Origin of the sequence: Vibrio sp. 1731 (genome assembly GCF_033339955.1) — a bacterium.
GTDB classification, from domain to species: Bacteria; Pseudomonadota; Gammaproteobacteria; order Enterobacterales; family Vibrionaceae; genus Vibrio; species Vibrio alginolyticus.
In genome coordinates, this window is sequence record NZ_JAWOVO010000012.1 from 87993 (window position 1) to 108277 (window position 20285).

A 20285-nucleotide genomic window follows, 5' to 3' on the forward strand; every position below is an offset into this window, starting at 1 on the left:
CATTTAAGAACTTTATTCTGGTTTATTGAAAAATTCATAGTTGGATAATTTACAACCACCCCAAATTCACAGCATTATTCACCAAGCTTCGCGTGTGATAATAAACACTAAAACCTTTACCATTTTCAGCATTATTATTTTTATAAAAGCGAGTTTTAAAGTGAAAGAATCTCGAAATGCCTTAAATCCTAGTGAAATAAACACAACCACAGCTTGGTCAAAACATGATACACATTGGGTTCTTAGCCTATTTGGAACAGCCGTTGGCGCAGGCATCCTGTTTCTGCCAATTAACCTTGGGATTGGTGGTTTTTGGCCTTTAGTCGCGATGGCAGTACTTGCTTTTCCAATGACCTATCTTGCGCACCGTGGCTTAGCTCGTTTTGTACTATCTTCTAAGATCAAAAACGCAGACTTCACTGATGTAGTGGAAGAGCACTTCGGCGCAAAAGCAGGTCGTTCTATTTCACTGCTGTATTTTCTTTCGATCTTCCCGATCCTGTTGATATATGGGGTTGGAATAACAAACACAGTAGATAGCTTCATGGTAAATCAGGCTGATATGGCTTCTTTACCTAGACCTTTGCTTTCTGGCGTACTAGTGTTTGCACTAATTGCTATTATGATGGCGGGTGAAAAAGTAATGCTACGGGCCTTTGCCATCATGGTGTTCCCACTTGTTGCCATTCTTGCCTTTCTATCATTTTACTTAATACCGAACTGGACCATGCCTGTCATGGATGTGCCAGAAGCGTCAGCTTTTGCTAGCACTATGTGGTTAGCAGTTCCTGTAGTGATTTTCTCGTTTAGTCACGCAGCTGCAATTTCAAGCTTTGCAAATGTACAACGTCGCCATTACGGTAAGCAGGCAGATGCCAAATCCGAAGTTATTCTTCGTCGCACTAGCATTATGCTGATTGCCTTTGTTCTTATTTTTGTATTTTCCTGTGTACTAACACTGTCACCTGAACAATTGGCTCAAGCAAAAGAACAAAACGTATCCGTATTGTCTTACTTAGCGAACGCAACCGATAATCCATTTATTGCAACACTTGGTCCTTTAGTAGCGTTTGTTGCTATCACTTCATCTTTCCTTGGGCATTTTTTAGGTGCGCGTGAAAGCTTAAATGGTTTAATTAACAAGCATTTTAACCTATCTGAGAAGCGTGTTGATCGTATCAGCGTGGCAGCACTGTTCTTCTCAATCTGGGCGGCCGCGATCATGAACCCAAGTATTCTTGGTATGATGGAAGCATTGTCAGGGCCTGTTATTGCAATGATCTTATTTATTATGCCAATGTTAGCGGTGTATAAAATCGAGGCGATGAAACAATATCGAGGAAATGTCTCTACTTACTTTGTTCTAGCAGCAGGCATTGTGGCGGTAAGTGCATTGATTTTTAGCTTCTTCAGCTAATAACTAAAGACTAGCTTGGATTTTCAGGGGAATACCTTACACAAGGTTAAGGTGATTCCCTGAATTTTCTTACTCTTTAAAAGGTAATCATCGTTACCCTTGACTCTTAAATAAGAGCGAAAACACCCGCAATCATAAGTACTGAAGCGATGCAGGTACGGCCGATAATGCCGAAGTGCGAAGGTTGAATCATTTCATTATGCATAGTTAATCTCCTATTTATTATAAAAGCCATTTTTTATTGGCTTAATAACACTATGTCTAATATCCAGTTTTTTAACAACCCATACAAACATTAAATATTTATGACATAAACGTAATTTTTTACACTTCGCCCTGATTTTGAGCGATGAATCCGCGGTTTAAATCATTAGATTGAGTCCACCCAATATGCTCGCCTACCTGTCATCGTTACCTTGTCTATACCATCGTCTAATCATTGCATAAGTTTTCAATAGATTTTGTTTTATAAATCGTAATATTATAGAGAGCCTTCTCGTCTCTCACTCCCAAAACACTTTACTACTGGGAATCCATCCGCACTTAACCAACAAGAAATGGTAGACTTAACTGGTATTCGGTTAAGAGATCACATTTTATTAATACGCTCATGCACTTCTCAATTAAAAAACTGGCTTGCGCACTTTGTACTGCACTTGGACTTTTCTTGCATCCGACCAACGTACTGGCGAGTACCGAAAAGCAAGCTTATCTGGAAGAACACATTTCAGCAGAAAGCAAGCCCATGTTAAAACTCTACTTTCGCTCGATGGGTAAGCCGCGATCAATTCAAAAAGATGAGTTAAATACGCCACAGAATGCATCAGCAGAGTCTCTTGCTCTGTATTACTTTGCACGAAAGTACCTTAAGCGTTACGAAGGTGTTCCATTACCGAAAGATATGCCCGATTTAATCGAATTCGGTAAAAAGCACCATTTGGAATGGGTCGTCGCTGAAGCACAGCTCAATAAGGCTGTAACAATGATTGAGCAAGACGATAACTGGAACGCAGAATTGTTACTCCATGACGTTGTTTCTACAGCCCGTGATCTTGGTTATCTAGCATTAGAAGGCCGTGCTTACCGCTGGTTAGGCAATCTAGAAGTATCTCGAAATCAACTACGCAGTGGCCTAAAATATTATCGCAATGCCTATGAGTTATTAGAAAAAACAGTATTTGAAATACAAGTCGCGATGACACTGAACAACATTGGGACGGTCTACATCGATGCATCAGATTGGGCTCGGGCCAACAGTTACCTAACGCAAGCTCTCGACACTTACCTAGAGAGCGAATATCAATACGATAATAGCTTTTTTATGGGGGTTATCTACGCAAACCTTAGCATCGTTCACTCGAGCCTCGGAGATAACAAAAAAGCGGAATATTATTTCAATGAAGCCATTCGACTTTCAATGCAAACGGGGTCGGACACAGTCAAGCACCACTCTTTATCCAGCTTTTCACAAATGTTGAGCTCGGTAGGAAAAATTGATGATGCATTAATGGTCGCACAGCGTTGCGTAGACCTGCCCATTCCCAAAAATCTAGAAATGCTAAAAACGTCTTGTTACGAGGCATTTGCAGAGGCTTACCTCGCAAACAAACAATACGATAAAGCTATTACAACAGCACTTAACGTTCTAGAACAAACCAAATCAACCAGTGAATTAGAGCTGCGTCAGCGTATTGATATGCTTTCGGTACTGGTAAACGCTCATCAAATTCTTAATGACTATGAAGCGGCTTTTCATTATTTAACCCAATTAAGAGAGCTAGAGGCTGAGTTTTCTCATCATATTCATGGTGAAGAGATGATTAACATTAAGTTTGACCTCGAAGCTAAGTTAGCCCAGAAAGAACTCAAATTGCTAGAAACAAAAAATGCGCTACAAGCCTCTGAACTGCGTTCACAGCGCTATCGAGAAATGTTCTACTTTATCGCTATTGCGGCAATTGGAGTCGTTGGTTTTCGTTACGTACTGCGCGTTAGACGTATTAATAAAGCACTCACTCAAGAAAATACTACCGATCCATTAACTCAACTGCATAACCGTCGCTATCTTCACATTTGGTTGGACAAAATGGCTCGTAGAAGCCCAGATAGAACATTTGCCTTAGCCGTTTTAGATGTCGATCATTTCAAAACCGTTAATGATCAATATGGACACGATATTGGCGATAAAATGCTGACTCATATTGCCACGCTATTTAACGAATCCACCCGCTCTGGTGACCTACTCATTCGTTGGGGTGGAGAAGAGTTTGTCCTATTATTCGAAGTACAGCGAGCCGAAGATTGCACTAAGTTTTTGGAGCGATTGAGATATACTGTTGAAAACACGCCATTGGTGGTTGACTCTAAACCATTAAGCGCGACAATTTCCCTTGGAGCAGTGGACAAACTGTCGGCACAAACAATTAAACAAGAATGGGATCAGTGGTTTTTCTTGGCAGACCAAGCTTTGTATGATGCGAAGCAAGCTGGTAGAAACCAGTTCATCATTCATCCTACATCATAAAAAAGCACACATGAAAAAAAATCTAATCATTATTACTTTTGCGCCTCTATTTCTTATGGCGTGTAGTAATCAGCAAGCATCTCAACTGGGAATGCGCAGCAGCAGTGTCAATGTATATGCCCAGCAAATGAGTAACACTCAACTATGTGAAACTCTCTACTACAACCGTGCAACCAACCAAACCAAAGTGGCGATTGGTGCTGAGTTCAATCGACGTGGATTAAACAAAAAGTGGTGTGATAAAGAATTCGATAAGTTGTACATTAAAAAGTGGATTGATAACGTGCTGCCTAAGGAAAAAGCCGAATCTAAGAAACCAATGGCAACTATTCAACCCGCTTCAACTAAATAACTCCCCTCTTGAAGCAGACGGTACACTCGTATTTTCTGCTTTTCACTTTTCACGCATGCTCGATGCGACATATAAAAACCTCATGGTTTCAGTAAATTAACAAAGACTTATGTTGTCCATCGAACTTTTAATGTAAACAAGTTGTAAATGGTTTTCGTCCTTATTCTTTGTCGTTAGCTTTGTTTGTTCCTGTTAGCGGAATATGAAACAGGAACTAAAAAATTCCAAACAAAGACATGAGGTCAAAAATGGAAATACGCATTAATCGCCTATTTGCTGCTATGTTGGCAGTAGGCATTGCACCTGCCGTCTCGGCGTTTGATCCACTCTATTCTGAACAATGGCACTTAGACAACACGGGGCAAACTGCGTTTGCGGCTAATCCTGCTGTTGCTGGGAACGACTTAAACACTAAGCTCACTCAGGCAATGGGGATTGCAGGTGTTGGTGTGAAAGTTGCCGTCATTGATTCTGGAGTGCAGATCGATCACCCCGACCTTGCAGGTAATATAGTTACAGGTAGCAGAAACTTCGTCGAAGACTCTTCATTCCCACCAAGTTATCCGGTTGATACTAATGGTCATGGCACTGCTGTAGCCGGTTTGATTAGCGCCGTCGGCAACAACGGTAAAGGCGGACGCGGTGTCGCTTCTCACTCTTCCCTCATTGGTTTTAACTGGTTAGCCAACCAGACATTAGAAGGTTGGTTAATCTCCCATGGCATGGACCCAGCAACACGTGATGTTCGCGTATTTAACCAAAGTTACGGTTTCAGCCCTATAAACCCGATTACTTTTGATGAAAGCGACCCTCAACTAAAACTTGAAATGGACGTGATGAAAAACGTCAGCGAGAGTAACGCCTGGGGTCGAGGTGCTGTATTTGTAAAGTCAGCAGGTAATGGTTACCGTTATTTCAATGCAGGGCGATTCTTCGTATTGCCAAGTAACTTCTTTGCTGGTGGAGACAATCAAGGCTTACCGATGCACAACTCTGCTCAGTCTTATGATAACGCCAATTACTTCAATTTAGTCACTAGTGCACTGCGAGCGGATGGTACGAGAGCGAGTTACTCATCTGTGGGTTCGAACGTGTGGGTTGCAGCACCAGCAGGTGAATATGGGCAAGATTTCCCTGCTATGGTCACCACTGATTTAATGGGTTGTGAAGAAGGGCAAAATACCAGTGATGGCCTTGGCATTAATGGGTTACACGGCGGAACGGAGCTCGATCCGAACTGTAACTATACCAGTACGATGAACGGAACCTCATCGGCTGCGCCAAACACATCGGGTGCCATCGCGGCAATCATGTCAACCAACCACGCACTTTCTGCTCGTGATGTACGTGCTTTACTAGCGGAGACAGCAAAAGTAACGGATAAAGCGCATCCAGGCGTACAGCTTGAATTTACTAACCATAAAGGCGAACAGGTTAGCTACGAGGCCATTGCCCCTTGGCAGAAAAATGCAGCAGGCGTAGATTTCCATACTTTTTATGGCTTCGGCGCTGTAGATTTAGATGAAGCGATGCAACGTGCCCGGATGACGAATCGTGTTTTGCCAACTCAAGTCATTACGCCATGGGTTAATAACGCTACAGAAGTAAGTGTACCCGATGCAAGTCTAGTTGGTGGTTCTTCAAGTATCGCCATTGCCGATGAGCTGACAGTCGAATCCGTTCAAGTGACATTGACACTGGACCACGCTCGTCTGCCCGACTTAGCTATCGAGCTCATTTCGCCATCAGGGACTCGTTCCGTTTTGCAAACACCGCGCAATGGTCTTGTTGGTCAATCTCTTGATCCAACGATTACAGGCTACAAAGATCAATTAATGTTGTCTAACCAATTTTATGGCGAAGATGCAAAAGGCGAATGGACGTTGCGAGCAATAGATACGAACGGCGATGAAGTCTATTCTTACATTGCATATTTCAACTCTTCCACCATCTATGACGTTCCGATGGCAAACAACGCTCAGCCCGGTGTTATTAAGAACTGGTCGATGCGCATATTTGGACACTAAGGAGTCAATAACATGAAATACAAATCATTTTCTATGCTGGCTCTCGTTATCATGACGTCGAGTGTATACGCTGAGCAACAGCTCTCTCAACAACCTGCACCAGAACTGTTTGTGCCATCAGAAGCGGTTGAGATTAATGGCCAAGATTATCGAAAAGTGCAAACTGGCACTGTTAGAACCCTATCTGAAGACGTAAAACTTCAAGCGGGTGATGAGGTGTTTAAGAATGCGTTTAGTAACGTATCCAAAGCCACAGGGCTGGTTTATATCACCGTAAACAATCCTAACGAAGCGAAAGCAGTCGCCAAAGAGTTAAAATTAGAAGTTATCTTCGCAGAGGGGGAATCAGCGGTGTTAAAAGCATCTCAAGATCAAGATCTGCTAAGTATTAGCGACTACCTAAATGCAGACAGCCGGGTAAAAGCGTCTAAAATTGAACTAAACAGCGGTAAATACCGTGCACAATAATTCTCTAACAAGAGAAGTTGGCCTGTAAAACCATGCCTCAGCGATTGCTGAGGCATTTTTATGGGTAGGAACAGATAGGCTATTATTCTTTAATAACATTTCGCATAACCAGTATGATACCTAAACACCCTACTCGCCTGCGCCTGTCATTTCTTAAACAAAATAATTTCCGTTCTTAGCTCTTCTTCCGTGGTTTCCTTCGGGCTATTCAGATAGCGTTCGATTCCTAAAGGACTGGTTTTGACTTTCATACCACTCTGACGAACCAAGTTCATCGCTAAAGCCCATGCATTTCCCAAAAACTGATATTCACCTCGGTGTTCAACGACAAATGTTTCACTCTCAGGAATGGTACCGGTAACCGCCCCTTGAGGCGCTGATACTGAGTTATGAAGAGGAAAGCAAGTGATAAACTCGAATGTTCCTTTCTGCATATCCATCGACTGGTAATAACAAAACAATTCACCATTCACGGATAGGGTTTCGTCACTAATTAACTGTTCTAGTTGCTGAACATGCTTCTCAATTACCGAACCTAATTCCTGCAAGCTAGCCACACCCTTGATCCCAATGTAATGAATTTGAGGCAACGTTCGGTTACCTATTTCGACTAAGTCTGAATGCACTCTTCCGGTTTCAAGCTTACTTTTGAGCATGCGTAACCCACGTTGATAATCCATCTCTATCATCGACTTAAACATACTTTTCAGAAAGAACAGATACCAAGGGACGCGAGATTGCATTTGCCATTCGACTAAACAGCCATTTTGTGACGGCGTCACGATTAGAGTCACCTTTCCATGGCTCTTGATTGGGCGAAAGAAATGCAGCTCCATATCTAATCGATGCTCTTGAGTACTTTCCAGTACAATCGCGCCAGTCCCAATACGCTGACCATTCCATTGATAACCAGCTCCAACGTGGCCCTGATTATCACTGAATGTCAGCTCGCAGCTTGGTTCAAGAATGATCCATGGTGACCAGCTGGGCCAGTTATTGAAGTTCTTGAGATAGCCAATAATTTCACTTTGATTCTTATTAATTTCAATATTTCGGCTGACCTGATAAGAGAGCATAACGGTTCCTCGAGTTTCCGCTTCACTAACTTCAGTCTAATTCAAATTCCAGTTTTTTCTTGTTTGACTGCGGGTTAGATGCGTACGACAAGAAAAATCCAGATCGTTAATTCTCACTTGAATCAATACGCGCAAAGCTAAGAGCAGAACTCCACTTTTGCACTAAATCGAATACCATCATCGTCCAGTACTAACGCCCACCCCATCCGTTCACATATTCGTTGTACGATAACAAGCCCACAACCATAACCAGCGTTGTACGTCTCGTTGCCATCGTGACGGTTTAGGATCTTAAGCGCATGACCTTTCAACTCAATTTCAATATCTCCCACACTATAGCTAAAGGCGTTTTTAATCAGATTGTTGATAACAATGGTCACAAAACTCTCTGGTGCCTTCACTACACCACTATGTTGTTCGTGCAAAGCGTAATTCGAATCTTGCTTGGCAAATAAAGGCGCTAGCTCTTCCAACTGTTTTTGTAAACAAGTGAGAAGCTGATGCTCTCCGTAATGCTGAGGCTCTATTTTCTCTTTACCAAGTAAGAGAAACGCTTCTGTCAGTACACGCATTTCGTCACAAGCTGACTGCATCCTCGTGATGGCTTTTTGCGCAACTCGAGGTTGGTCAGGAATACGCGTCAGAATGTCTGTTGAGCCTTTAATCACCATGATTGGCGTTCTCAACTCATGCGATGCAAAACGGCTAAATTCTTGCTCTCGTTTGAAATAGCCCGCGATATCGTTTTTATTATCCAGCAAAGTTTGCTCTATCTGGCGTGTTTCGCTGAACTTAGTTTCAACTTGGAAAGCGGGTTGATCCGGTGACATTTGGCTAATTTTTTCTTCGATTTGCGCTAGTGGTCGAGACAATATTCGCACCATATAAATGCCATACCCGACCATAACAAATGAAAATAAGCCACCGAGCAGTAGCGTAAACTGATGCAGCGAGCTTTCGTATTCGTCGAGGTAATCATCGGAGTCATCTTGAAATACAATGTACATAAGCCCCTTCCCTGAGGGGTGTTTCAATACGACGAAGTGTTTGTCTTCTTCACCAAGCAGATATTCGTAAAAACCGGGCGAAGTAAAAGAGAGCAACCAATCCGGTGTCGGAGCTTCACTCCAATATGAGTTGAACTCCAATACGTTTGGCAATGGCGCATCCCAGCCCTGTTTCTCGAAATTCTCACTATAAAGCGCCGCTTCAGTATCAAGCCAGTGATGTAAACTCAGCACTTCAAGTTTGTTTTCTGCCACATAAATCAGCGACCAAAAAAGAGTAAACATCACAAACGTCATGACCCCAAAACCCCAACGGATCTTGCGATAAATGCTTGGATATTCGTTATGCTTTAAGTCGGTAACCTTGTCCATGAATAGTCTCTAATCGTGATTCTTCAAAACCTTTGTCTAGTGCGGTTCTTAAACCATAAATATGGCTACGAAGTGCATCACTTCCAGGTGGTTCGTCTCCCCACACACTATCGATCACTTCTGTGCGCGAGACCGCTGCTGGAGCACGTTGGAGGAGCAATTTTAAAATTTTAGTTTGAATTCGACTCAGCTTAATTTCTTTGTCTTTTCTCGTTACTTTTCCTGTACGCGCATCTAAACAAATATCTGCAAATTTGAGCGTTCCGATATCTTGTCTTGGACCACGATTAGCCAAAGCATGAACACGCAAACTGAGCTCTTCCATCGCAAATGGCTTCATTAAATAGTCATCTCCCCCCGCTTTAAAAGCCGCGATTTTGTCATCTAGCGTATCTTTTGCCGTTAGGAAGAGAATTGGCGTTCCACATAACTTATCTTGTCGAAGCTTCTGTACCGTACTGATGCCATCGAGCTTCGGCATCATGATATCCATGATAATTACATCGTAATGATTTTCCTCGATTAACTTAATCGCAGCCTCTCCATGAAACGCACAATCGATAATCATGCCTTCGAGCTCAAGATAGTCTGCAATCGTCTCCGAGACGTTATGGTTGTCATCTACAATTAAAATTTTCATAAAATCACATTTCTTCACGATCTCTTCACGATATGCCCAATAAGATACAGGCAATTTCCTAAACTCGCTCGTAAATTGAGGTTAATACAATGAAAAAACTCGCTCTTATTTCTGTAGTAGGTTTGGCATTGTCTGGTTGTGGTGGTTCAGGTGGTGGCAGCAATAGCGATAGCACACCAACTCAACCAACAGTGAAACCAAGTGTAGCGATTGGCTCTGTTGAAGCGGTCAACGCTGAAGAAAGCACGTTAACCGTCAATGGACATACGTATCGTGTGTCTGAGGTGGTTTATGACGACACACAAGTGCAATTGGCCGATGTAAAACCAAAAATGGTGGTTCGCGTGGGGTCAGATATTCGGCAAGCTTCGGACAATGGCGTCCGAGTCACACTTGAACCAACCATTACTGGACGTGTTACAGCAATTGATTATGTGAAGAAAACATTTACGGTAAACGGCGTAGATCTGCAGTTTGACGGTTTAAGTGATGATATAGAGATCAACGACTGGGTGATGGTGTCATCCTTGCCGACTGCGGATGCGGGTTATCGAGTGTTGTCTGTGGTCGAAATCGACGTAGATAACGATTACCCAGCCCTTGGAAGCTACTACGAACTGGAAGGTCGCATTACTAATACCGATGAAAATGCTGGCACGTTTGAGCTTGGTACAAATATAACCGTATCTTACGACAACATTAGCCAACTTAGCATCGGCCAATGGGTGGAAGTAGAAGGTGAAATGCAAAACGGCATCTTCATGGCAAATGAGGTAGAAGTTGAAGGCTACGACGTCATAAGCAATGACAGCGATGTGGAAGGCATCGTAACATGGGTTGCAAATGACTACAGTGAGTTCTCACTAAACTACCGAGGTGCATTCTTCATCGATAACGCAACACGATTTGAAGATGGCAGCAAAGCGAACCTAAAACAAGGCCAAGAAGTGGAAGTAACGTCTGTCGTGAAAAATGGCAAACGCATCGCTACCGTTATTGAGTTTGAGCAACCAGACTTTGACGATAACAACCAATGGCAAGGTAAAGAATTTGAATGTGAAGGATACGTATCAAACTACGATGCTGAAGCAAGAACATTTGAAATCGAGCATTGTGAGAATGATGCTGATCAAGTACTAAGTAACACCACCGTTGTGATTGATGCACAAACACGCTTCCAAGGCATTGAAGAACTTAACCTAAATGGTGCTCGTGTCGAAGTCGAAGGTGTGATCATTAACGACCAAAATATTGCCCGTGAAGTGGAGTTAGACGTTTACGACAACTAATCCCTTCTACGCTTAAGAAAAAGTGTCACTTCGGTGGCACTTTTTCTTTTCACCTTACTTTGCTTCCCAAGCTCAAACCAACAAATTCTCAGCCAAAGCCTTTTCTCTCCGTTACACTTTACCTATGTTCCACAAAATTGGTGACGACTATGAAAAAACGCAACCTCATTTTGTTAGTCTTGTTTTTTGGTTCAGCCACGAGCTTAGCTAGCGTTATTGATCCTGACTGCGATGCAGAAAAGGCAGCTAAAGCCGCTGCGACAAAAGCCGTGGTTGGTGTTGGGGGTCGCTGTACGCCTAAAGAGGCACTGAAAGATACCGCAGTTGATGCAGGAAAAGACAAATTGCCAGATGAAGGGATGGCGGGTAAAGCTGTTGATGCAATGACACCGGAAAAAGAGAAGAAAACGGTGAAAGACGTAACCAAAAAGCTCAATAAAGATTGATACGCTTTCTTGTAGTTAACTTTAATAGCGAAAATTCCCCCCCCCCCCAAAAAAAAGAGCGCCGATTGACGCTCTTTCCGAACTCTAATAGATAACCAATTATGCGGTCTCTGCTTCACCTATCCAATGATAATGGTGGTTGGCTTTTTTCCCCACTAAACCGAGCTCTGCCAATTCTTCAAATACCTCGTCTACCTCTTCCGCAGACAGCCTAAACTGTTTAGCAACGGCTTTTTTGGTGCACGTAATTTGATGCGTTTTAAGTGCATCGCTAACTTGCTCTAACAAGGTTTTCGGTTCCTTTGGTTCTTCTGGCTCCGGCGCTACTGGTATTTCTTGCTCTTCTTCCTCTTTTATATGAGGAAGATAACCCGCAGGCGCTGGGTCTATATCGCGAACTGTTTTCAATATCATGCCCTCATTTCTGCGAAAGAAATATCGGAACCGTTGCTCTTCACCAATCAAGCCAACAAAAAATGCAGCAAAGAAGTCCAACAGAATCGAAAGAAATATAACCAAGCCAAGCTGAGCTTGCTGAGAGGTGGTACCAAATGCGTTAGCTAGACTATCAATTAAACCAATCACTGATCCTTGCGTGACTGGCGGTAAACTATCACGCTCCATAGCCAAGCGTTGCTGCTCTTCACGTAAGGTTTTGTTTTGATCCTGAATGCGAGTTACACCAGTCGCGATACGCTCCATCTCGATGTATTTCTGCGCTGCCATATTGTTGAGCTCAATCTGCTTATCGATTGCCGCAATCTGACGATTAAACGCTTCCACTTTCGCCTGCTCTACCGAAATATGACTTTGTGCACTATTGGTTGCACTATTAATGCCACCAATACTACCGCCAATGGAAATCGCAGCTAAGACTAAATAAAACACGAGAGCGGTTGCTGCTCCTGTGTAGTTGCGATGGGCTCGGCGCTCACCGTATTCATACCAAGCGTAAAATTTACCCGCTTCAAAAATGATCGCTAAACCACCAAATAAGGTTTGCATCATCGGATTTTCGTCGATAGACAAAAATAGCAATAGAGAAAAAATAGTCGATGCTAAAATCGCAGCACCAGTGAATGCGTATACACTCACCATGGCAAATCGACCTTTAGGGTATCGATATCCAATCTGTTGTTCGTATTTCATTTGAGAAATTTCTTAAGATTAATCGCCCCTCCTACTAAGTAGGACGGACGTTTCTGGCATGTACAAAGGAGCGCAGAATACCGTATCCTTTATTAAATTACTGTCATAATTCCGTTAATGGAAAACAAGTGAAGATTCGGTGGGCATTTTGAATCGATATCAGCCAAATCTAGCACGTAAAAACACCACCACGACACCCACTAACCGAAGCTTCAGTGACATATAAGAGAGATTAATTCGGTATCTTCAAAAGCGACTAGGCAAGACTGACAAGTTGAATTGGAGGTTGTGAATGTCAGCCGAGTCAAGACATTAAAGCGTTAAAAATAGACAATAAAACAAATAACGCACACTTGCATCACCTTTTAGTAAACTGATAATTACATTGTTTGGTTAATTTGTTAGTATCCCGCGCCGAAGAAGATAAGCACTCAATTGTATGGAAAACACTCTAATACAGCACAAACACCATCGCTTGCACGCTATTGCGGTTATTATCGCGGTGTTGTTTCAGTTGTATTTAGCGTCCACAGCCGCTCTTAACCCTACACAAGTTCACAGCACAACTTGGCTCAACAAAGTCCAAAGTGAAAAGGTTTTACTGTGTACCGCAGATGGTTTCAAATGGGTGGATATCAATACGTTGATTGAGGCTAACGCTCAATCTTCTTCTAAGCTCATCCAAGATCTTAACTTACACGACGGCTTTCAGTTTGAATGCCCGCTTCTTCAAGCTGTTCAATTCTTTCTTTTGGTTGCGATTGGGCTTTACCTGACAACCATCCATTGGCTGCGCCGAGTAAAGTATGCACTGACGACTTATCACTTTTCAAAATGCGATAAGCTCGTTTACAAACACATCGCGCCTAAGCACTCTCCGCCGAGTGTTTTTCCTGCCTAACAGGCATCTAATCATTGACAACTTTATTCAAAAATAACGATGACTCTGTTCGTTGTCCATTCAGAGAAGCTATTCATTCAAAAGGAAAAACACATGCTTAAATCATTTAAAACCGCCGCTATCGCGCTTATTGCTGTCATCGCTAGCCCACTGAGTTTAGCGCACGATTATGAAGCAGGAAAAATTCATATCGACCATCCATGGAGCCGAGAAGCGCCACCAAACGCACCTGTTATCGGTGGTTTTTTTCAACTAACCAACCACGGTGACAGTGAAGATACATTGATCGCAGCAGAAAGCCCTATCGGAGGGCATGTCGAAATTCACACGCATAAGAAAGAAGATGGTGTGATGAAAATGATTAAGATTGACGAAGTGCGCGTTCCAGCCAATGAGTCTGTGTTGTTTAAACCAGGCAGCTTCCATTTAATGATTTTTAACCCAACACAAACTCTTAAAGAGGGTGACCGCTTCCCTATGACATTAACCTTCAAAAACGCAGGTAAGGTTGAAGTGGAAATGGCGGTTGAGAAACAAGGCCACATGGAAAAACACATGCATCATTAATGACGCAAACAAAAGTGCCCGCTGATTTAGCGGGCATTTTTATCTCAGCTTAGTCAAAATCATTATCCAATAGGTCCTAACTCGACTCTTCAGAATAATGGTGATAAATAACGCTTGGCGAAACGGCGTCATATATCATAACAGCGTGCTCGGGCAAGAGATTCTAAATCACGCTCGTTCCTCGCTATTCAGAATGACCTTGAAAGACTTAAGATCCTAAAAAGGTTCCCTACCCGCTTAAAACTCAACCTCTCGACAAAGTTATCCAACCATCACTTGGCAAGCCTAAGTGAAATCATAAGTTTGGCAACAAAGACCCTCGGTTAATCGGCTTTCTTTCTACTTGCAACAAACCTCGGCCCAACGAGCTAAGCCCGCAGCTATAAGCTCAATTGTTTATATATCCCGATTATCCTGACTAGATACAAATCATGCACGACCGTAAAAGTCGATATATGCCACTGGATGAGTCAGCATCTAAAGAAAGTACGTGATCGACTTCTCATTGTTGGTGTTTCTCTGTTTATTAAAACTATTTGTATTACAATAATACTCTATGTTAAATAAAAATCCTTTCCAACTCTACAAACATGAGAGAACACCATTATGTCTACTAAAATTGCATTTATTTCTGGTGCTACTACTGGCGGTATCGGCTTCCAAGTAGCAAAGCGTCTTGGTCAGGATGGATACACGGTCATTCTAAACGGCATTGAAGATGAAAAAGGTTCGGAGTGTGTCTCCAAACTACATAACGCAGGAATTGAGGCTGAATACTACGGTTTTGACGTTACAGATGAACATGCCGTCGATGAAAACATCAATGCTATTGGTGAAAAATACGGCAAAATCGATGTTGTCGTTAATAACGCAGGTGGTCTTGGTGGTCGTAGTCCTATTGAAGGTATGGAAACTGATTTTTTCCGTAAAGTCATGGCTTTAAACCTCGATAGTGCATTCTTCGTATCACGCGCAGCGATTCCATTTCTAAGAAAGTCTGATAATGCATCAATTATCAACTTCACTTCAAACGCTGCTTGGAATGCAGGTGGTCCAGGTGCAGGTATTTACGGTACATCAAAAGCCGCCGTTCATACATTAACTCGCGCTTTAGCTAAAGAGTTAGCTCCGGCTGGAATTCGTGTCAATGCAGTATCTCCTGGCACTATCGATACACCATTCCATGCTCAAATCAAAGCAACCAAGCCTGAAGTATTTGCTTCTTGGGCAGACAGTATTATGCTTGGACGCCTAGGCAAGCCAGAGGAAGTCGCCTCTGCTATCTCTTTTCTGGTAAGTAAAGATGCATCATTCATTACCGCAGAAACACTGCAAATTGGTGGTGGTCAAGCTTTAGGCATTTAGTACCAATAAGTCTTTTTACCTATCAGTAAGTGCGCTTTAGTACTGATTTGATAACGGCCGCAGTATGTTTGTACTGCGGCTTATCCTTATACCACCTCGCCTTTCACCCCATCTGTAACGTTTCACCCATTTTTTGGTATGGACAGTATTCCTCTAGCTGAAACAAAATCACTTGTATTACAATAAATCTTATTTTTACGTTATTTAAACCTCCTAAAGGCTTTGTTCACGATAAAATGGAAGCGCGATGAATCCGCTTTTCTTATATACACTGATGAATACCCCCCACAAACCTTACTTACATCTCACTTTTAGAAAAAATTCATCCCAAGCCCGCTATGCTCATAATTTTCAATTGCAAAAGCCACAATAGTCATTATGATTACCAACAAGCAATATAATCATACAATAGTATTTTTGGAGTTAAAATGACTAAACCTATCATTGGTTTCATCGGCCTAGGCTTGATGGGCGGAAACATGGTTGAAAACCTACAGAAACGTGGTTACGAAGTTGCTGTAATGGACCTCAATAAAGATGCTGTTGACGCAGTACTAGCTCGTGGAAACGCTTCTGAAGCTTCTTCAGGTAAAGAGCTAGCAGAGAAAAGTGATATCGTGATGCTGTGCCTAACAACATCTGAAGTTGTCGAAAAAGTTGTTTACGGAGACATTGGTGTTCTAGCTGGCATGTCAGAAGGTAAAACACTCATCGACTTCGGTACATCTATTCCAGCTTCAACGAAGAAGATTGGCGCTGACCTTGCTAAGAAAGGGGCTGGTATGATTGATGCGCCTCTAGGTCGTACACCTGCCCACGCAAAAGATGGTTTACTGAACATCATGGCCGCAGGCGACGTCGAAACATTCAATAAGGTTAAGCCAGTGCTGGACGATCAAGGTGAAAACGTATTCCACCTTGGCACACTAGGCTCTGGTCACGTAACTAAGCTTGTGAATAACTTTATGGGTATGACAACCGTAGCAACAATGTCTCAGGCATTTGCTGTTGCTAAACGTGCTGGTGTTGATGGTCAACAATTATTCGACATCATGTCTGCAGGACCATCAAACTCACCATTTATGCAATTCTGTAAGTTTTACGCCGTAGATGGCGAAGAAAAACTAGGCTTCTCTGTCGCAAACGCAAACAAAGACCTCGGTTACTTCCTTGCTCTATGCGAAGAGCTTGGTACAACTTCCCTGATTGCAGAGGGCACTTCTAAGAGTCTACAAGCAGCAGTTGATAAAGGCCTTGGTCAAAATGACGTTCCAGTCATCTTCGACTACTTTGCAGAGCTAGAAGCTTAGTCACACTCAGTTGTAACTAAAAGCCCAGCTACCAATGTAGCTGGGCTTTTTTTGTTTTTCCCCAGACGCTCATCACTCCTTGATACCCTAGCCACTCCTTTAAAGTTTTGCAGGGCAGCCTCTTCCAATTCTCTTATATATTTTCCACTCACACTTCAAAACCTCTCTCCTATTTCTGGCGTACGCCTCATTAAAGCTACGTCTGATTTAATGCTTTTTCTTTGCTAAGAAGGCACACATATTTATTTAAATAGACAAAGCATCAGGTTTGGGGTGTAAAGTGTAAACACGGCGTGCAAAGAAAGTTAGATTGCTTTTTCGCTTTAGGCTGACGACTCTAATGTGAATATAGTCGCACCTTATTGGGAGTTCCCCAATACAACGAATAACAACAAACGATGCGCCACGCTTTCTCAGTCAGCTTGATCAAAAAATCCCACGGCTTTAACACCGCGGGATTTTTCATTGAGAGTCTTTAACTTTGGTTAGCTTTTCGCGTTAGCTAACTTTGGGCTTTTAGGCCCTCGGGCTGCGTTCACCAATAGAACACCCACCGAGAGAACAATCGCACCACACAAGATAAACAGTAGTCGACCAGATGGTTCATTTGGAATTAGAGCCATAGCTAGGATACCGAAGCCCGCTACGCTGATAAGCTTACCAAGCATGCCGCGCTGTTTTGTATCTAGGTTCTGCTGCTCTTCGCTGTCAGCTACAAGTGGCGTATTCCAGTTCTCGAACAATTGGTCCACTTCTTTCTCACGTTCAGGTGATAGACCTTTGTAGAAGCGCGTTGTCAGCAAGAAGAAACCACCGGTGAAGATAACGTGTGCCGCTAAGCTCAAGCCAACTTTTAGGTCTGCCCACTCACGTCCTGTAAACGCTTGCTCTAGACCGAATAGGCGCTCTACATCTTCTGCTTGTAGTGAGATACCGAAGATGTAAGAAACAAAGCCACCAACAACCAGTGTTGCCCAACCAGCCCAATCCGGCGTCTTACGAATCCACATACCAAGTAGTACAGGAATCAGCATTGGGAAGCCAATTAATGCACCGACGTTCAGTACGATATCGAACAGGCTCAAGTGACGTAGTGAGTTAATGAATAGACCGATACCAATGATGATGAAGCCCATCACGATAGTCGTTGCTTTACTCACGATAACCAGTTCTTTTTGCGACGCTTGTGGACGCACAATCGGGCTGTAGAAGTTCATCACAAAGATGCCCGCGTTACGGTTAAGACCAGAGTCCATTGAAGACATGGTCGCCGCAAACATTGCTGACATAAGAAGACCCACCATACCTGCTGGCATTACGTTTTGTACGAATGCTAGGTATGCTGCATCACCACCTACTGAGCCGTATTGCTCTGCGAAATCAGGCATAAATGCCGCAACGTACCAAGGTGGTAGGAACCAGATGATAGGACCAACAATCATCAGCACACATGCAAGACCTGCAGCTTTACGTGCGTTTTCACTGTCTTTTGCACATAAGTAGCGGTAAGCGTTGATGCTGTTGTTCATGACACCGAACTGTTTAACAAAGATGAAGACAACCCAAAGGATAAAGATACTGAAGTAGTTCAGGTTGTTACCCAGCATGAAGTCGCCGTGGAAGTTCGACACGATGTTGCCAATACCGCCACCATGGAAGTATGCCGCCACCGCACAAGTGATCGTCACTGCCATGATAACCAGCATCTGCATAAAGTCAGATGCAACAACTGCCCAAGAGCCACCCGTTACCGCCATTAGCATTAGCACTAAACCCGTAACGATGATGGTCGCTTCCATAGGAATGTTGAAGACCGCTGCCACGAAAATCGCAAGACCATTCAACCAAATACCGGCTGAGATCAAGCTGTCTGGCATACCAGCCCAAGTGAAGAACTGCTCTGAAGTCTTACCAAAACGTTGACGAATTGCTTCAATCGCCGTCACTACACGTAACTGACGGAACTTTGGAGCAAAGTAGAGATAGTTCATGAAGTAGCCAAATGCGTTGGCTAAGAATAGGATTACAACAACGAAACCGTCATTGAACGCGCGTCCTGCGGCACCTGTAAACGTCCATGCTGAAAATTGCGTCATGAAGGCGGTAGCACCTACCATCCACCATAACATCTTACCGCCCCCTCGGAAGTAGTCACTGGTTGAGGTAGTGAACTTACGGAACATCCAACCAATTGCAACTAAGAAGAAGAAGTAGGCAAGAACAACAAGAGTATCAATAGTCATTTTTTCAGCCTTTCAAGTTTGATCATTTTCTAACGTCTAGACTACTCTTCTCATAACCCCATTTGTACTACAATAAGCTTTAATTGTGATCTAAAGCATAAGTTATTCAACGAAAAAAACACGTCAAATCCCTTACTTTCTTAGACCAATGGCTTTCTAGGAGATAATTGCCACTCAGAACACCTCAACATATTGTAATACAAATTGTCTAATTGAAATTTATTAGAGTATGGAATATTTTTCTTCTTCGCGCTTTGTCTGAAGATCAAAAATGCGCGGCATTTCTTTGAAGGAAACGTAATGAGATGTTTCGAAAAAATTGGATAGAAAGTAGGATTTATATGAATGCGATTCTTAACTCTCGCCTCTTTCAAACTTTCAAACACAAAAAAGCGAGCACTGATGCTCGCTTTTCATTCTTTCGCTAGTTTTATCGGGGTGTTACGACACTTATGCTACGTGAGCTACTGCGTCGCGAACCAGTGTACCTAGTTCATCCCACTTACCTTCATCGATAAGTTTTGTTGGCACCATCCAAGTGCCGCCACATGCCAGTACTGAAGGGATAGACAGGTACTCGTCTACGTTACCTAGGCTCACGCCACCTGTTGGCATGAATTTCACTGGGTAAACCGCCGTTAGTGCTTTAAGCATACCAACGCCGCCAGATGGCTCAGCAGGGAAGAACTTAAGTGTACGCAGACCCATTTCCATCGCTTGCTCAACTAGGCTTGGGTTGTTTACGCCAGGTACGATAGCCACGCCTTTGTCTAGGCAGTATTGAACCGTGCGAGGGTTAAAGCCAGGGCTTACGATAAAGTCCACACCAGCTTCGATCGCTTGGTCAACTTGCTCGTTAGTTAGGATCGTACCTGCACCGATCAGCATTTCTGGGAACTCAGCGCGCATAGCACGAATCGCTTCTGCAGCACACTCTGTGCGGAACGTGATTTCTGCGCAAGGCATACCGTTTTCAACCAACGTGCGGCCTAGAGGGATCGCATCTTCTGCTTTGTTGATGGCAATAACAGGAATTACTTTTAGGTTTGCTAATTGTTCGTTTAATGTCGTCATAAGAGTGTACTCGTCGTCGTTAACTTGAGTTCAATAAATCACTGCGGAGCGCCGATTA

At 43.1% G+C, this 20285-nt stretch carries 17 protein-coding genes; 11 read left to right on the top strand and 6 right to left on the bottom strand.

All coding sequences use genetic code 11. The annotated features are described in order from the left end of the window. Nucleotides 1-160: 160 nt before the first annotated feature. From R7035_RS15130 to R7035_RS15150, 5 genes are all read left to right on the top strand, one after another. A complete protein-coding gene (locus R7035_RS15130; RefSeq protein WP_017820237.1) occupies nt 161-1417 on the top strand; it encodes an aromatic amino acid transport family protein in 1257 nt (418 codons plus the stop codon). 610 nt (nt 1418-2027) lie between these two features. Next, nucleotides 2028-3941, top strand: coding sequence for a tetratricopeptide repeat-containing diguanylate cyclase (locus tag R7035_RS15135; protein WP_318146178.1), 1914 nt, complete (start codon nt 2028-2030; stop codon nt 3939-3941). Nucleotides 3942-3951: 10 nt separating this feature from the next. Beyond that, nucleotides 3952-4293, top strand: coding sequence for a hypothetical protein (locus R7035_RS15140; RefSeq protein ID WP_136976420.1), 342 nt, complete (start codon nt 3952-3954; stop codon nt 4291-4293). 248 nt (nt 4294-4541) lie between these two features. Beyond that, nucleotides 4542-6320 (top strand): S8 family peptidase, encoded by a 1779-nt coding sequence (locus R7035_RS15145; protein WP_256900973.1) that lies wholly within the window; start codon nt 4542-4544, stop codon nt 6318-6320. A gap of 12 nt (nt 6321-6332) precedes the next feature. Further along, on the top strand, nt 6333-6788 hold the full coding sequence (locus R7035_RS15150) for a hypothetical protein (RefSeq protein ID WP_025767689.1): 456 nt from the start codon (nt 6333-6335) through the stop codon (nt 6786-6788). Nucleotides 6789-6934: 146 nt separating this feature from the next. Here the strand turns inward: R7035_RS15150 and R7035_RS15155 are convergent, their stop codons facing one another. The 3 genes from R7035_RS15155 to R7035_RS15165 all read right to left on the bottom strand — a co-directional run bounded on the left by R7035_RS15155 (nt 6935) and on the right by R7035_RS15165 (nt 9883). Continuing rightward, the gene (locus R7035_RS15155) at nt 6935-7864 is read right to left on the bottom strand and encodes an SRPBCC family protein (protein WP_136976422.1); all 930 of its coding nucleotides are present in this window, start codon (nt 7862-7864) and stop codon (nt 6935-6937) included. 137 nt (nt 7865-8001) lie between these two features. After that, on the bottom strand, nt 8002-9243 hold the full coding sequence (locus tag R7035_RS15160; protein ID WP_262579369.1) for a sensor histidine kinase: 1242 nt from the start codon (nt 9241-9243) through the stop codon (nt 8002-8004). After that, nucleotides 9215-9883: a response regulator transcription factor gene (locus R7035_RS15165; RefSeq protein ID WP_025767686.1), complete on the bottom strand. Its 669-nt coding sequence runs from the start codon at nt 9881-9883 to the stop codon at nt 9215-9217. The genes R7035_RS15160 and R7035_RS15165 overlap by 29 nt, the downstream gene beginning before the upstream one ends. An 89-nt stretch (nt 9884-9972) precedes the next feature. On the opposite strand from R7035_RS15165, the gene R7035_RS15170 reads away from it, so the two are divergent. Both R7035_RS15170 and R7035_RS15175 read left to right on the top strand, forming a co-directional pair. Then, nucleotides 9973-11172, top strand: coding sequence for a DUF5666 domain-containing protein (locus R7035_RS15170; RefSeq protein WP_132936402.1), 1200 nt, complete (start codon nt 9973-9975; stop codon nt 11170-11172). Nucleotides 11173-11321: 149 nt separating this feature from the next. After that, nucleotides 11322-11618, top strand: coding sequence for a hypothetical protein (locus tag R7035_RS15175; RefSeq protein ID WP_132936401.1), 297 nt, complete (start codon nt 11322-11324; stop codon nt 11616-11618). 99 nt (nt 11619-11717) lie between these two features. On the opposite strand, the gene R7035_RS15180 is transcribed toward R7035_RS15175, so the two are convergent. After that, a complete protein-coding gene (locus R7035_RS15180) occupies nt 11718-12767 on the bottom strand; it encodes a Preprotein translocase subunit SecY (RefSeq protein WP_318146179.1) in 1050 nt (349 codons plus the stop codon). A 439-nt stretch (nt 12768-13206) separates the two neighbouring features. Between R7035_RS15180 and R7035_RS15185 the strand changes: the two genes are divergently transcribed. The 4 genes from R7035_RS15185 (at nt 13207) to R7035_RS15200 (ending at nt 16910) form a co-directional block, all read left to right on the top strand. Then, a complete protein-coding gene (locus R7035_RS15185) occupies nt 13207-13668 on the top strand; it encodes a hypothetical protein (protein WP_005388493.1) in 462 nt (153 codons plus the stop codon). Nucleotides 13669-13761: 93 nt separating this feature from the next. Further along, nucleotides 13762-14235, top strand: coding sequence for a copper chaperone PCu(A)C (locus R7035_RS15190; RefSeq protein ID WP_132936399.1), 474 nt, complete (start codon nt 13762-13764; stop codon nt 14233-14235). A gap of 606 nt (nt 14236-14841) precedes the next feature. Further along, the gene (locus tag R7035_RS15195; RefSeq protein ID WP_318146180.1) at nt 14842-15600 is read left to right on the top strand and encodes an SDR family NAD(P)-dependent oxidoreductase; all 759 of its coding nucleotides are present in this window, start codon (nt 14842-14844) and stop codon (nt 15598-15600) included. A 428-nt stretch (nt 15601-16028) separates the two neighbouring features. Further along, nucleotides 16029-16910 (top strand): NAD(P)-dependent oxidoreductase, encoded by an 882-nt coding sequence (locus R7035_RS15200; RefSeq protein ID WP_085568980.1) that lies wholly within the window; start codon nt 16029-16031, stop codon nt 16908-16910. A gap of 485 nt (nt 16911-17395) precedes the next feature. Here R7035_RS15200 and R7035_RS15205 read toward each other — a convergent pair whose 3' ends face one another. Both R7035_RS15205 and R7035_RS15210 read right to left on the bottom strand, forming a co-directional pair. Further along, nucleotides 17396-19153, bottom strand: a complete 1758-nt coding sequence (locus tag R7035_RS15205; RefSeq protein ID WP_005388503.1) for a sodium:solute symporter family protein — start codon at nt 19151-19153, stop codon at nt 17396-17398. A 450-nt stretch (nt 19154-19603) separates the two neighbouring features. After that, nucleotides 19604-20227: a bifunctional 4-hydroxy-2-oxoglutarate aldolase/2-dehydro-3-deoxy-phosphogluconate aldolase gene (locus tag R7035_RS15210; RefSeq protein ID WP_005388506.1), complete on the bottom strand. Its 624-nt coding sequence runs from the start codon at nt 20225-20227 to the stop codon at nt 19604-19606. Between the last annotated feature and the right edge of the window lie 58 nt (nt 20228-20285).

Coding starts and splice junctions, on each gene's coding strand:
- R7035_RS15185 (WP_005388493.1), top strand. CDS start 13,207: ATGGAAAACACTCTAATACAGCACAAACACCATCGCTTGCACGCTATT.
- R7035_RS15140 (WP_136976420.1), top strand. CDS start 3,952: ATGAAAAAAAATCTAATCATTATTACTTTTGCGCCTCTATTTCTTATG.
- R7035_RS15165 (WP_025767686.1), bottom strand. CDS start 9,883: ATGAAAATTTTAATTGTAGATGACAACCATAACGTCTCGGAGACGATT.
- R7035_RS15135 (WP_318146178.1), top strand. CDS start 2,028: ATGCACTTCTCAATTAAAAAACTGGCTTGCGCACTTTGTACTGCACTT.
- R7035_RS15170 (WP_132936402.1), top strand. CDS start 9,973: ATGAAAAAACTCGCTCTTATTTCTGTAGTAGGTTTGGCATTGTCTGGT.
- R7035_RS15195 (WP_318146180.1), top strand. CDS start 14,842: ATGTCTACTAAAATTGCATTTATTTCTGGTGCTACTACTGGCGGTATC.
- R7035_RS15210 (WP_005388506.1), bottom strand. CDS start 20,227: ATGACGACATTAAACGAACAATTAGCAAACCTAAAAGTAATTCCTGTT.
- R7035_RS15160 (WP_262579369.1), bottom strand. CDS start 9,243: ATGGACAAGGTTACCGACTTAAAGCATAACGAATATCCAAGCATTTAT.
- R7035_RS15150 (WP_025767689.1), top strand. CDS start 6,333: ATGAAATACAAATCATTTTCTATGCTGGCTCTCGTTATCATGACGTCG.
- R7035_RS15180 (WP_318146179.1), bottom strand. CDS start 12,767: ATGAAATACGAACAACAGATTGGATATCGATACCCTAAAGGTCGATTT.
- R7035_RS15200 (WP_085568980.1), top strand. CDS start 16,029: ATGACTAAACCTATCATTGGTTTCATCGGCCTAGGCTTGATGGGCGGA.
- R7035_RS15175 (WP_132936401.1), top strand. CDS start 11,322: ATGAAAAAACGCAACCTCATTTTGTTAGTCTTGTTTTTTGGTTCAGCC.
- R7035_RS15205 (WP_005388503.1), bottom strand. CDS start 19,153: ATGACTATTGATACTCTTGTTGTTCTTGCCTACTTCTTCTTCTTAGTT.
- R7035_RS15190 (WP_132936399.1), top strand. CDS start 13,762: ATGCTTAAATCATTTAAAACCGCCGCTATCGCGCTTATTGCTGTCATC.
- R7035_RS15155 (WP_136976422.1), bottom strand. CDS start 7,864: ATGCTCTCTTATCAGGTCAGCCGAAATATTGAAATTAATAAGAATCAA.
- R7035_RS15145 (WP_256900973.1), top strand. CDS start 4,542: ATGGAAATACGCATTAATCGCCTATTTGCTGCTATGTTGGCAGTAGGC.